The sequence below is a fragment of the Loigolactobacillus backii genome (genome assembly GCF_003946275.1).
Lineage (GTDB): Bacteria > Bacillota > Bacilli > Lactobacillales > Lactobacillaceae > Loigolactobacillus > Loigolactobacillus backii.
In genome coordinates, this window is the sequence record NZ_RHNQ01000004.1 from 25198 (window position 1) to 38157 (window position 12960).

13 protein-coding genes are annotated in these 12960 nt (G+C 40.3%); all 13 read left to right on the top strand.

Going from position 1 to position 12960, the window contains the following annotated elements:
* The first annotated feature begins 11 nt into the window (after positions 1–11).
* Positions 12–410 carry a cell division protein FtsL gene (gene ftsL, locus EKM61_RS01550; RefSeq protein ID WP_068224860.1) on the top strand — a complete coding sequence of 133 codons (399 nt, stop codon included), beginning with the start codon at positions 12–14 and terminating at the stop codon, positions 408–410.
* The gene (locus EKM61_RS01555; protein ID WP_068224858.1) at positions 411–2582 is read left to right on the top strand and encodes a penicillin-binding protein; all 2172 of its coding nucleotides are present in this window, start codon (positions 411–413) and stop codon (positions 2580–2582) included.
* A gap of 23 nt (positions 2583–2605) precedes the next feature.
* Positions 2606–3571, top strand: a complete 966-nt coding sequence (gene mraY, locus EKM61_RS01560; protein WP_068224855.1) for a phospho-N-acetylmuramoyl-pentapeptide-transferase — start codon at positions 2606–2608, stop codon at positions 3569–3571.
* Between the two features lie 26 nt (positions 3572–3597).
* Positions 3598–4977, top strand: coding sequence for a UDP-N-acetylmuramoyl-L-alanine--D-glutamate ligase (gene murD / locus EKM61_RS01565; RefSeq protein ID WP_068224853.1), 1380 nt, complete (start codon positions 3598–3600; stop codon positions 4975–4977).
* A 1-nt stretch (position 4978) separates the two neighbouring features.
* Positions 4979–6064, top strand: coding sequence for an undecaprenyldiphospho-muramoylpentapeptide beta-N-acetylglucosaminyltransferase (gene murG, locus EKM61_RS01570; protein ID WP_068224851.1), 1086 nt, complete (start codon positions 4979–4981; stop codon positions 6062–6064).
* Positions 6065–6077: 13 nt separating this feature from the next.
* Entirely contained in the window at positions 6078–6932 is an 855-nt protein-coding gene (locus EKM61_RS01575; protein ID WP_068224849.1) for a cell division protein FtsQ/DivIB, read from the top strand.
* Positions 6933–7064: 132 nt separating this feature from the next.
* Entirely contained in the window at positions 7065–8366 is a 1302-nt protein-coding gene (gene ftsA / locus EKM61_RS01580; RefSeq protein ID WP_068224847.1) for a cell division protein FtsA, read from the top strand.
* 32 nt (positions 8367–8398) lie between these two features.
* A complete protein-coding gene (ftsZ, locus tag EKM61_RS01585) occupies positions 8399–9697 on the top strand; it encodes a cell division protein FtsZ (protein ID WP_068224845.1) in 1299 nt (432 codons plus the stop codon).
* Positions 9698–9764: 67 nt separating this feature from the next.
* Complete coding sequence (locus EKM61_RS01590; protein ID WP_068224843.1) at positions 9765–10439, top strand: YggS family pyridoxal phosphate-dependent enzyme; 675 nt, start codon at positions 9765–9767, stop codon at positions 10437–10439.
* A gap of 35 nt (positions 10440–10474) precedes the next feature.
* The gene (locus tag EKM61_RS01595) at positions 10475–10927 is read left to right on the top strand and encodes a cell division protein SepF (RefSeq protein ID WP_068280373.1); all 453 of its coding nucleotides are present in this window, start codon (positions 10475–10477) and stop codon (positions 10925–10927) included.
* 35 nt (positions 10928–10962) lie between these two features.
* Positions 10963–11250: a YggT family protein gene (locus EKM61_RS01600; RefSeq protein ID WP_100071314.1), complete on the top strand. Its 288-nt coding sequence runs from the start codon at positions 10963–10965 to the stop codon at positions 11248–11250.
* 18 nt (positions 11251–11268) lie between these two features.
* Positions 11269–12051, top strand: a complete 783-nt coding sequence (locus EKM61_RS01605) for a YlmH family RNA-binding protein (RefSeq protein ID WP_068224839.1) — start codon at positions 11269–11271, stop codon at positions 12049–12051.
* Positions 12052–12071: 20 nt separating this feature from the next.
* Positions 12072–12827, top strand: coding sequence for a DivIVA domain-containing protein (locus EKM61_RS01610; protein ID WP_068224837.1), 756 nt, complete (start codon positions 12072–12074; stop codon positions 12825–12827).
* Positions 12828–12960 lie beyond the last annotated feature (133 nt).

A 12960-nucleotide genomic window follows, 5' to 3' on the forward strand; every position in this document is an offset into this window, starting at 1 on the left:
TGTGGATGAGTATGGCAGATGAAAGTGCAGCAAGAGATTTCTCTTCATTAGCGGACCCGGTAGCCCCAAGTGTGACCCAACCAGATATACATATACAAGAAACACCACAGGTACAGCCAGTTGCAACGCCAGCGAGTCACGTCGCCATTTCCGCTTTTGAGCGGACTTTGATGGTTACGTTAGGCATTGTCTTGGTATCGCTTTGTACGATGATTGTTTCTAGTAAAATTGCGGTGTCTTCAGCACAACAACACCTGCAAGATATTGGTCAGTCGGTTACGGCACTCCAATTACAAAATACGAATTATAAGCAAGAAATTAATGAGTTGATGCAGTCTAATCATTTAAACGATGTCGCTGCACGTGATGGTTTGTCCTTAAATGAAGCAAATATAAGGAATGTTAAATAGATGAAGTCTTCCAAAAATAAACGATTGATAAATAAAAGGAATCCACGCCGCAACCGCCAAATCATTGGTGGTGCGTTTCTTTTCGCCGTGGTAGCCATCTTCCTTTTATTTATCTTTCGTTTTTCTTATATCGTAGCAAGCGGCAAAATTGATGACCAGAATTTAACTAAAAAGGCTGAAGCTCTTTACCAAGATGACAGTGTCCTCAAGGCAAATCGCGGGACTATTTTTGATGCCATGGGAAACCCGATTGCGGAGGATTCAACCTCTTATTCGATCTATGCCGTTATTGATCACCGGTATACGGGGTCAAATGATAAGAAGTTGTATGTAACCGATAAGAATAAAGTAGCAACTGTTTTAAGCCAGTACTTACCCATGAGTAAAAAAGATATTTTAAAAACTTTGAATCCACAAAATAAAAAAACGTTCCAAGTGGAGTTTGGGACTGCTGGTCAGGGGTTATCCTTGGCCATTAAGCAAGAAATTGAAAATCATAACTTGCGGGGCGTTTATTTTACCGAAACACCGGCACGTCTATACCCTAATGGCACCTTTGCGTCGCACCAAATTGGATTGGCCCAGCAAAGTACAACCAGTAAGGCGGGGACTAGTACGACCGCCTTAACTGGTGTAATGGGGATCGAAAAAAGTTATAATAAAATTCTTAGTGGTACAAATGGGGTTAAACAAGTTAAGAAGGATTCTTATGGCTACCAGCTGCCTAATACAAAAGTTAAACAAAAGGCCGCCAAGAATGGTAGTGACGTCTATTTAACAATTGATTCACGTTTGCAATCATATTTGGAAACACTATTGACTAAAGCACAAACTAAATATGATGCTAAGGGTTTTAACGCCATTTTAATGAATCCCAAAACTGGTCAGATTTTGGCTGCTTCCCAACGACCAACGTTTAATCCACAAACGGGTGCTAGTCTGGGAAGTTTTTGGCGGGATACGCTTACTGAGGATGCCTACGAACCTGGCTCAGTTATGAAGGTCTTTACACTGGCGTCGATTATTGATGCCGGTAAATATCCACCTAATTCGTACTATACTTCTGGTCAAGTACAAGTCGGTGGTAGTACCATCCATGATTGGAACACAACTGGTTGGGGATCAATCCCTTACGCCCAGGCATTTCCACGTTCTAGTAACGTTGGCTTTGTTCATCTAGAACAAATTCTTGGAGAAAAAGAGTGGTTGGAGTACATTAAGAAATTTAAGTTCTTACAATCAACTAATTCTGGCTTGTCCGGTGAATCTTCAGGCAGTATTCAATTTAAGAGTGCCTCTGATCAAGCAATCACATCATTTGGTCAAGGAATTAATGTAACGGCGATGCAAATGATGCAAGGTTATTCGGCAATTGCTAATGATGGTAAAGAAATGAAACCACAGATAATCGACAAGGTTGTTAATCCGACGACCGGTAAAACGACGAAGTATAAGCCAGTAACGGTTGGTCATCCAGTTAAAAAGAGTACCACAAAGCAAGTTTTAAAGGATATGCAGGATGTTGTTTATAAGAATTATGGGACGGGTGCAGTTTATAAAATTCCTGGTTACCGAATCGCGGCAAAAACTGGGACCGCTCAAATTAGTACGGCCAATGGTGGTGGCTACTTAACGGGAGATAATAACTACATTTTTTCCGTTGTTGGTATGGCGCCGGCAAAAAATCCGCAATATGTCCTTTACATTACGATGAAACAGCCGCAAAATATGACAGAGTCACCTGAAAAAATTCTATCGGAAATCTTTAATCCAATGATGAAACGAGCATTGGAATATAATCAAGGCAAGACAACTAAAACGGATCAGGCGACAATGCCAAAAATTAGTGGGGAAGCCGTAAACGATAGTGTGTCTACTTTGACCAAGGCGCAATTAAAACCGGTTCAGATTGGTACCGGGAATACGGTTGTTCAACAATTACCACAAGCAGGTGAAAAGGTTCTGAGCAATCAGCATGTTTTTGTTATGACTAATGGTGCTATGACAATGCCAGACATGACCGGCTGGTCTAAGAGTGATGTTCTAAAATTTGCGGAAATTACGGGTAAATCGGTAAAAATCAGTGGAACAGGCTACGTTACAAAGCAAGATCTAGCCGCAAAAAGTCTACTAGATTCAACCAAGGAAATTACAGTTACACTACAACCATGATAAATTAGGGAGTTTTAAAACGTATGCAATTTACAAAGATGTTAATACCAGTTGTTAGTAGTTTTGCGTTAACTTTCATTGTAATGCCGTTATTTATTGGCTATTTTAGAATGAAAAAAGAAGGGCAAGTTATTCGAGAAGAGGGCCCTTCTTGGCACGAAAAAAAATCAGGGACACCAACTATGGGTGGCCTTGTTTTCTTAATTGCAAGTGTTATTTCAACTATTTGGGTTAGTTTATGGCAGCATCAAATGACCCTGAGTAGCTGGATTACCTTGTTTATTCTTGTTTTATATGGCGGTCTGGGCTTTATGGATGATTCAATTAAGCTATTTGAAAAGCGTAATCTAGGGTTGCGTGCTTGGCAAAAGCTATTGGGTCAGATTATTGGTGGCGTTATTTTTCTTATTGTCTACGTTCACGAAGGTTTTCCACTCGCAATAAATGTTCCTGGCCTTGGATCATTGCACTTAGGCGTTTTATACTTATTCTTCGTCTTATTCTGGTTGGTTGGGTTTTCGAACGCGGTTAATTTAACTGATGGTCTAGATGGCCTAGTGGCTGGTACAGCGGCGATTGCCTTTGCAACTTACGCAATTATTGCACAGCATGAAGGCCGGACGGATATCTTGATTTTCTGCTTAACAATTTTAGGTGGTCTAATTGCGTTTTTCTGGTTTAATCATAAGCCGGCCAAGATATTTATGGGGGATGTTGGCTCACTAGCATTGGGTGGTGCACTTGCTGCTGTATCAATCTTACTGCACCGTGAACTGTCCTTGCTTCTTATTGGTCTGATCTTTGTGATTGAAACGGCAAGCGTGATGATTCAGGTCTCCGTCTTTCATTTAACGGGTAAGCGCGTCTTTAAAATGACGCCCATTCATCATCATTTTGAAATGCTAGGTTGGTCAGAATGGCGTGTTGTTTTGACGTTCTGGGCTTTTAGTCTAGTTTGTTCAATTATATACTTAAGTTTGTTCTTATAATTAAAATGTAAAAGGGAGTCTTAATTTTGAAACGTGTAACGGACTATAAAAATAAAAAAGTCCTTGTCTTAGGATTGGCCAAAAGTGGGGTTAATGCAGCACGCTTGTTAGCTAAACTAGGCGCGTTAGTCACCGTTAATGATAAAAAAAAGTTTGATGATAATCCTGACGCCCAATCCTTATTAGCAGAAGGAATTCGGGTTATTACGGGGAGTCACCCATTAGCCTTATTAGATGAAGACTTCGTACTGATGGTAAAAAATCCTGGTATTCCGTACACTAACCCGTTAGTCGCTGGTGCCATTAAAAAGAATATTCCGATTATTACTGAACCTGAACTTGCCTATGAGGTTTCCGAGGCGCCATTAATTGGTGTTACGGGGACAAATGGTAAAACAACAACAACGACAATGATTTCATTGATGCTGAATTACGGCCGCCAAAAGGGACAAGCCTATGTTGCTGGTAATATTGGTGTTCCAGCAAGTGCGGTTGCACAAAAAGTAACGCCAGATGATGTGATGGTGACCGAGCTTTCAAGCTTTATGTTGATGGGAATTACTAAATTACGCCCGCAGATTGCTGTTTTGACTAATATTTATACTGCCCACATTGATTACCACGGTAGCCGTGCTAACTACGTCAAAGCAAAAATGCGAATTGTAATGAACCAAACTGCCGCCGACTTCTTTGTTGTCAATTGGGATAACCCCGAGTGGCGAGAATTAAGCAAACAAACAAAGGCACAAGTAGTACCGTTTTCACGTCAGGATCTTAGTGAAGATGGTGCCTATGAAAAAGACGGGGTTCTTTATTTTCGTGGCGAAGCAATTCTAAAGGCTAGTGAAATCAAGGTCCCTGGTGAACACAATGTTGAAAACGCACTGGCGTCTTTGGCAGTTGCTAAGTTGATGGGTCAAAGTAATGAGGCAATCGCTGAAGTTTTACGAACCTTTAGTGGTGTTAAGCATCGCTTACAATTTTTAACTGAATGGCAGGGTCGTCGTTTCTATAATGATTCTAAGGCAACTGACATTGAGGCAACTCAAATGGCCTTAAATGGTTTTAAGCAGCCCGTTGTGTTATTGGCCGGCGGACTTGACCGTGGTTTTAGTTTTGATCGACTAGTTCCGGAACTCAAAGAGCACGTTAAGGCAATGGTTCTTTTTGGCGAAACCGCGGAGTTGTTGAAAACTGCTGGTGAGCAGGCGGGGATTAAAAACATTAAGTTAGTTCACGATGTTGAAACTGCATTGCCAGTTGCTTACGCGCAGAGTCAACCTGGTGATATCGTATTGCTTTCTCCAGCTAATGCTAGTTGGGATCAATACCCTAACTTTGAGGTGCGTGGACAACTATTTATAGATGGTGTGACCAAATTGATTAAAGAAAATGGAGGACACTAAGATGCGAGTTATTTTCTCCGGTGGCGGCACAGGCGGCCACATCTATCCTGCCCTAGCCGTCATTGAGCGAATGAAAGAACGTCATTTAATTGATGAATTATTATACGTTGGTACAAAAAAAGGCTTAGAGAGTAAAATTGTACCTCAAAAAGGAATTCCCTTTACGGCAATTGAATTACAAGGCTTTAAGCGTTCGTTGTCACTAGATAACATTAAAACAATCACCTTATTTTTAAAGAGCGTTCGGACGGCCAAAAAGCTGATTCGCCAGTTTAAGCCTGATGTTGTTGTTGGCACAGGCGGCTACGTTTCAAGTGCCGTATTATATGCGGCGGCGCGGTTACATATTCCGACGGTTATTAACGAGCAAAATAGTGTTGCTGGTATTACCAATCGTTTTTTAGGTCACTTTGTTGATAAAGTATCAATTTCATTCCAAGCGGTTGCTGATCAGTTCCCGGCCACCAAGATTGTATTGACGGGTAATCCGCGGGGACAACAAGTTGCTGGCATTAAGCCTAATGATCGTTTGAAAGATTTTGGTTTACAACAAGCACCAACGTTGCTGATTTTTGGTGGTAGTCGTGGTGCCGAGCGAATCAACCAGGCATTTTTAAGTGCGTTACCACAATTGAATGAAAAAAAATATCAAGTGCTGTTTGTTTCTGGACAAGTACATTTTGCCAAAATTCAGGCGAGTTTGAAGGGTAAGCAGGTCAATTCAAATATTGCAATTGTCCCTTACATTGATGATATGCCCACTATTTTGCCTGATGTAGCGGTAATACTTGGTCGGGCAGGGGCAACTTCACTGGCCGAAATTACGGCACTTGGTATTCCTTCGATTTTAGTTCCAAGTCCTTACGTGACAAATGATCACCAGACTAAAAATGCTCAAAGTCTAGTTGACAAAAACGCAGCACGTCTGGTGACTGAAGAACAATTAACGGGGGAAACATTAGTGACGGTTAGTGATGATTTAATGCAAAATGAAGCTAAACGTCAAGAAATGGGACAGAATGCTAAAGCGATTGGTGTACCAGATGCGGCCGATCGTTTTATTAAGGTTATGCAAGATCTAATTTAAGGATGTGATGCAGATGAGGAAAAAATGGCTAAAAAAGAATAAGCAAAAAAAGACACCAGATGATCCAGCATCTGCATTAACACCCTGGGAAACTTACCAAAAAAAGCAGAAACAGCAATCTAAAAAAACAAATACAATCGAAAGTAAATTACCACGATTGAAGGAGCTGCGCCACCATCATTTAGTCAATCGCTTAGTAGCGTTGCTCGTTACTTTTATCATTATCATATTGATTGCTGCTTACTTTGCATCACCGATAAGCAAAGTTGGAAATTTACAAGTTGCTAATAGCGGTAAAACAACCCTTTCAACGCAAAGTGTTATTGACGCAAGTGGGATTAAGTCAAGTGATCTTGTTATTAATACTCTGCTACATCAAACCAAAATTAGTCAGCGGGCTAAGCAGGCAGAACCAAAAATAAAACAATTCAGTTTGTCAATAGCTGGGCTGCATAGTGTTACGTTGCACGTTACAGAATATAAAACGGTTGGGATCTTATTAAAGAACAATCGGTATTACCCAATCTTGGCAAATGGGCGCGTAGCAAGTTCAGGCAGTGGCCATCAGATTGCGGGTAATTATTCCGTTTATAGTAATTTTCAACATAAGCAAACTTTACAGAAGATGGTTCAGCAATATAATCGATTGCCAAGTGATGTTCAAAATGGAATTTCCGAAATTCATTTTGCTCCAACTAAGTTAAATCCAAAACGAATTCATTTATACATGAACGATGGTAATCAAGTTTATGCGACCCTAGAAAGCTTTAGTAAAAAAATGCGCTATTATCCTTCAATTGCCAAGCAAATGAAGAAAAAGGGTGTTGTTAATTTAGAGGTCGGTGCTTATTCATACCCGTTTAAATAAAGAAACGTTTTAACACGCATGCTAACGCGAAATAGGACTTTTAAAAAGCGGTTTAAATGTGTTAAAATTTAACTATATAGTATAAATTAAATAAATTTGAAAGTAATTAATTTCAAGGAGGTTCCACAACTTATGGGAAACACTGGCATATATGTTGGGCTTGACATTGGAACCACCTCAATAAAGGTCATTGTCGCAGAGTATATTAAAGGGCAAATGAATGTTATTGGTGTGGGGAGTGAACGCTCCGAAGGCTTGAGTCGAGGTGTTGTAGTAGACATCGATAAGGCCGTAACCGCCATTCAAAAAGCTGTAAAGCAAGCCGAACAAAAAGCAAATATTGATATTCATGAAGTAACGGCTGGCATTCCAGCCAACCTATTAGAGATCGAGCCCTGTCAAGGTATGATCGCGGTAGCAGATGAATCAAAAGAAATTAATGATAGTGATGTTAAAAATGTGGCGGCCGCTGCATTAGTTCGTAACTTACCACCTGAACGCGAGATCTTAACGGTTTTGCCGGATGAATTTGTGGTTGACGGTTTTGATGGAATTAAGGATCCACGGGGAATGCTAGGCGTGCGGTTAGAGATGCATGGCATGTTATTAACGGCACCTAAGACCGTTATACATAATATGCGTAAATGTATCGAACGAGCTGGTTTAACGCTGGTGCAGTTAGTTGTTAATCCACTGAGTTTGGGCCGGTTGGCACTTAGTGATGGGGAACAAGATTTTGGAACTGTCTTAGTTGATCTTGGTGGTGGTCAAAGTACAGCTGCTGTTATTCATGATCACAAGTTAAAATATACTTATGTTGATCAAAAAGGCGGCGACTACATTACCAAAGATATTTCGGTCGTTTTAAACACTTCCTTTGATAGTGCTGAAAAAATCAAGCGGGATTATGGCTACGCGGATTCATTGCAGGCTTCTGAGGGGGAATCATTTCCGATTGAAGTTGTCGGTCAGGATGCACCAGTTACGATAAGTGAAAAATATTTGGCAGAAATTATTGAGGCCCGTTTGACTCAAGTTTTTGAGCGAATGAATAAGGCACTAGAAAAGATTGGCGCGTTTGATTTACCTGGTGGTATCGTTATGACTGGTGGCGTGACGGCGTTACCTGGCATTGCCGAATTGGCTAGCGATATTTTCAAGCATAACGTTAAACTCTATATTCCTGATGAGATGGGGTTACGTCACCCCTCTTTTGCACAGGCTTTGAGTCTGATCAGTTATACGGCAAACCTCAGCGAAATTGATTTGCTTGCACAAAGTGCTTTAGGTGGTAATCTAAAGGCAGTAACAAAAACAACAGTGAAAAAACAGGAAGAGCCGGTTGTGGAAACGACAACAACTGAAAAACAAACGACGGAAAAGAAAGAAAGCTTTTCTGGTATTCGTAAGTTTTTAAGCAATTTCTTTGAGTAGATGACAGCAGAACCTTATAGGAGGAACAATTTATGGAATTTTCTTTAGATTCAAATCAAAATACAGGCGCCATAATTAAAGTCATTGGCGTTGGTGGTGCCGGTGGCAATGCTGTCAACCGGATGATCTCAGAGGATGTCAAGGGCGTTGAATTCATTACGGCTAATACTGATGTTCAGGCGTTGGATAGTGCTGATGCCGAAACAAAAATTCAATTAGGACCGAAACTAACGCGGGGACTTGGCGCAGGCTCAACACCTGAAATCGGCCAAAAGGCTGCCGAAGAAAGCGAAGAATCATTAGCGGAAGCTCTAAAAGGTGCAGATATGATTTTCGTTACCGCTGGTATGGGTGGTGGTACCGGAACTGGTGCGGCTCCAATTATTGCTAAAACGGCTAAAGATTTAGGCGCTTTGACAGTTGGTGTTGTAACGCGACCATTTAGTTTTGAAGGACCAAAACGGGCTAAAAATGCCGCTGAGGGAATCGCTGAAATGAAGCAACACGTTGATACTTTAGTCATTATTTCTAATAATCGATTACTAGAAATTGTTGATAAAAAGACACCTATGTTGGAGGCTTTCCATGAAGCCGATAACGTATTGCGTCAAGGTGTTCAAGGTATCTCTGATTTAATCACATCACCTGGCTACGTTAATTTGGATTTTGCTGATGTTAAAACGGTTATGCAAAATCAAGGATCTGCACTGATGGGGATTGGTTCGGCAACCGGTGAAAATCGTACGGCTGAGGCAACTAAAAAGGCTATTTCATCACCATTATTGGAAGTTTCAATTGATGGTGCTGAACAAGTATTATTAAATATTACCGGTGGCCCAGATTTATCATTATTTGAGGCGCAGGATGCTTCCGATATTGTTTCACAGGCTTCAACAAGTGACGTCAATATCATTTTTGGGACTTCAATTAATGAAAATCTTGGTGATGAGGTCGTAGTTACTGTCATTGCAACTGGGATTGATACCAATAAAATTCAAGGAAATCGTCGTGGAGAACAGCGGTCTGAACAGGCTTTACGGTCAACGAATAATTCAACTGATAAACAAACCCCATCAGAACAAAATAAGACCCAAACAACTCGAAGTCGCCAAACATCAAGTAAAAGTGATGATCCGTTTGGTAACTGGGATATTCGTCAGGAACCAACACGGCGGCAGTCAACTAATAATGATGACAGTCTAAATGATGCACAAAAACCAGATTTTGATGTTTTCCGGCGGACGGATACAGCAAATGATGATCAAGACAACTCTAAGGATGATGGTAATGGTCTAGATACACCACCATTCTTCAAGCGGCGGCGCAATTAGATAAAATTTGGATTATTTAAGGTTTAGCCAGATTTAATTTTGTTCTCAGTAATAAGGGATGAGTTTCATGACAATTAGCAAAAATATCATGGCAGTTAAGAAATCAATTGATCGGGCAATGGCGGTGGCTAACCGGCAAGATCAAGTTACTCTAATTGGTGTAACAAAATATCATTCGGTTAGTGAGGCCCAACAGGTAGTTGCCGCCGGAGTAACCAATCTTGCTGAGAACCGGCCGGAAGGTTTGGCTGAAAAACAATTGGCCTTTAAAGAAAACCACGATTTAAAGTGGCACTTCATTGGTTCGTTACAAAAACGTAAGGTTAAAAAGGTTATTAATCAGATTGATTATTTGCATTCACTTGATCGCCTGGAACTGGCAACAGAAATTCAGAAACGGGCAAATCAACCCGTCAAATGTTTTATTGAGGTCAATGTATCTGGGGAAGAGAGTAAATCTGGTGTTTCGTTGGCTAACGTTGTACCATTAGTGCAGGAAGTCAAGGTAGATGACAAGGTTCTAGTTGTCGGTTTAATGACAATGGCTCCCAAGGATGCGAATGATGAGCAGTTACATCAACTTTTTCATCAACTTAAGTTAAAACGGGATGAAGTGCAAGCTTTAGAATTGCCAACTGCGCCTTGTCGTGAGTTAAGTATGGGGATGAGCCATGATTATCAGATTGCAATTCTTGAGGGTGCAACTTTTGTCCGTGTTGGCACGGCTTTATTTGATGCATAAACTCACTATTTAACTAAAATTGGGGAGGAACCGCGATGGCTAGTAAATTTAATTTAAGTAAGTTTTTTGGAATGACGGATGATGCAGATGATTATATCGCACCAGCACCCAAAACGACTGTTAGTACCAAAACTAATCAAGCACTTCAGCCCCAAACGCCGAATTTACGGACAACTAATAAGCAAAAGGTCGTTCCAATTACAGCTGGACCGGCCAAAGCAAGTAAAATAGTTATTTTTGAGCCCCGAATTTATTCGGACGTTAAGGAAGTTGCGACACATTTAATGAGTAATCGAGCAGTTGTACTGAATTTTAAACGAATTGATCAGGCACAAGCAAAACGGATTGTTGATTTCTTAAATGGAACTGTATTTGCAATTAATGGTGAAATCGAGCGGGTTGGTGAAGAGATTTTTCTTTGTACTCCGGCTAATTTTGAAGTTGATGGCAATCTGTCCGATGTGTTACGCCAAGATGGTTTAAGTTAGTATGCTCCTCAGGCTAAATTAAAGGAGGAACAGAATTGGTAGCTTTCATTAGCGGACTTTATTATATCTTGGATCGGGCAATTTACCTATATATGATCCTTTTAATGATTTATGTTTTAATGTCTTGGTTCCCGGGCGCTTATCAATCACGCTTAGGCCAACTAATGGGGCGGATATGTGAGCCCTTTTTAAACATTTTTTACCGTATTATTCCGTCAATTGGTGGGATTAGTTTTGCTCCTTGGGCCGCTTTCATTGTACTTTGGCTGGTCCAACGAGGGTTATATTTTTTGGCAGTTGTTTTGATGCGACTTTTCACGTAAGAGAAGGGGTTGAAAAAGATGGATAGCGTGGTCTATCAGCATTTTCGTAAAGAAGAGGCACCATTCATTGACCAGGTTGCCAGTTGGGTGCAAGACGTTGAAGATCAGTACCGGCCCTATTTATCTAATTTTTTAGATCCACGACAACAATTTATTGTTGAGTCGCTAATTAGTGTCAAAAGTGATTTGCGTTACCAATTTGAGGGTGGCTACACCGATGCCGAGCGTAAGCGGGTTCTAATTTATCCGGATTATTTCGAACCCACAAGTGATGATTTTGAAATTCAATTATTTGAAATTCGTTATCCACAAAAATTTACGCAACTTTCTCACGGAAAAATATTAGGGACTTTAGTCAATGCCGGTATCAGTCGTGATGTCTTTGGCGATATCATGACGGATGGTGTTCGGTGGCAGTTTTTTGTTGAAAAGAGCATGGTGGATTACGTAACGCTTCAGATTACTAAGATTGGTCGCGTGACTGTTCATTTGGAGACCGAGGATTACACGGAATTATTGATTCCAAAGGATGCTTGGCAAATCGAACAGGTAACAACTAGTTCTTTACGAATTGATGCTTTAATTTCGTCAGTCTATAATATTTCACGACAGCGTTCGAAAGAATTAGTAGAAAATGGTAAAATAAAACTGAATTGGCAAGCCTTTGAACGGCCTGATTTTGAACTTGGTTTACTAGATATTATTTCCGTACGTGGATTTGGACGAATTCAGTTACGTGAAATTGAAGGTAAAACTAAAAAAGAGAAATACCGTTTACAACTTGGCATTTTAAGAAAATAGTTTTTTTGGAGGTATTTTTTATGGCATTAACCCCGTTAGATATTCACAATAAAGAATTCAATGTTAAAATGCGCGGCTACGATCAAGATCAAGTTAATGATTTTCTTGATCAAATTATTAAAGATTATGAGGCAGCGTTGAAGCAAAAGGATGATCTGGAAACTGCCTTAAAGGCTAGTGAAGAGAAAGTCACTTACTTTAATCAATTAAAAGATGCCTTGAATCAATCAATTATTGTTGCCCAAGAAGCAGCGGATAAAGTTAAAACAAATGCGCAAAAAGAAGCCGACATTATTAACCAAGAAGCACAAAAAAATTCGCAAAATCTACTTAATGAATCGACAGAAAAATCTAACCGGATTTTGGCCGATGCCTCACAAAAAGCTAAGCAGATTACGGCAGAAACCGAAGATCTTAAGAAACAAACTCGTGTATTCCGGCAACGATTACAAGTTATGTTGGAATCGCAGTTGGAGATCGTTAAGAGTAAGGATTGGGACGAACTCTTGGCGCATGAGGATATGCCAGTACGTAACACACGCGTAAATGCACACCAACCTGCGCTTGACAAAAAACAGGCTAGTAGCGTAAACTCAAATCATTCACAAAAAGCAGCTACTAATGATGTACCAGCAACTGCGGCTAAACAACAAGATTCTGGAGAAACAATGATTATTTTTCCAAATGATGAAAAACAACCAGTTACTAAAGATGGTGCACCAGCTTTAAATACCACCGTAGCCGAGGCAACTAAGCAAAAGAATACGGATAAATAATATTTTTATTGAGAACAGCAAGTTTATTAACAACACAAAAGCGAGTTAGTAGTAGGTGAAAGACTAACAGTGCGCTATTAATAAACAGATCATCTCGATTTCTGCACCTCTGAATATTTAGTAAGAGGCGTCG

What these genes read in the sequence shown, in the direction of transcription:
- ftsL (WP_068224860.1), top strand. Translation starts at nt 12, where the DNA reads ATGGCAGATGAAAGTGCAGCAAGAGATTTCTCTTCATTAGCGGACCCG.
- EKM61_RS01555 (WP_068224858.1), top strand. Translation starts at nt 411, where the DNA reads ATGAAGTCTTCCAAAAATAAACGATTGATAAATAAAAGGAATCCACGC.
- mraY (WP_068224855.1), top strand. Translation starts at nt 2,606, where the DNA reads ATGCAATTTACAAAGATGTTAATACCAGTTGTTAGTAGTTTTGCGTTA.
- murG (WP_068224851.1), top strand. Translation starts at nt 4,979, where the DNA reads ATGCGAGTTATTTTCTCCGGTGGCGGCACAGGCGGCCACATCTATCCT.
- EKM61_RS01575 (WP_068224849.1), top strand. Translation starts at nt 6,078, where the DNA reads ATGAGGAAAAAATGGCTAAAAAAGAATAAGCAAAAAAAGACACCAGAT.
- ftsA (WP_068224847.1), top strand. Translation starts at nt 7,065, where the DNA reads ATGGGAAACACTGGCATATATGTTGGGCTTGACATTGGAACCACCTCA.
- ftsZ (WP_068224845.1), top strand. Translation starts at nt 8,399, where the DNA reads ATGGAATTTTCTTTAGATTCAAATCAAAATACAGGCGCCATAATTAAA.
- EKM61_RS01590 (WP_068224843.1), top strand. Translation starts at nt 9,765, where the DNA reads ATGACAATTAGCAAAAATATCATGGCAGTTAAGAAATCAATTGATCGG.
- EKM61_RS01595 (WP_068280373.1), top strand. Translation starts at nt 10,475, where the DNA reads ATGGCTAGTAAATTTAATTTAAGTAAGTTTTTTGGAATGACGGATGAT.
- EKM61_RS01605 (WP_068224839.1), top strand. Translation starts at nt 11,269, where the DNA reads ATGGATAGCGTGGTCTATCAGCATTTTCGTAAAGAAGAGGCACCATTC.
- EKM61_RS01610 (WP_068224837.1), top strand. Translation starts at nt 12,072, where the DNA reads ATGGCATTAACCCCGTTAGATATTCACAATAAAGAATTCAATGTTAAA.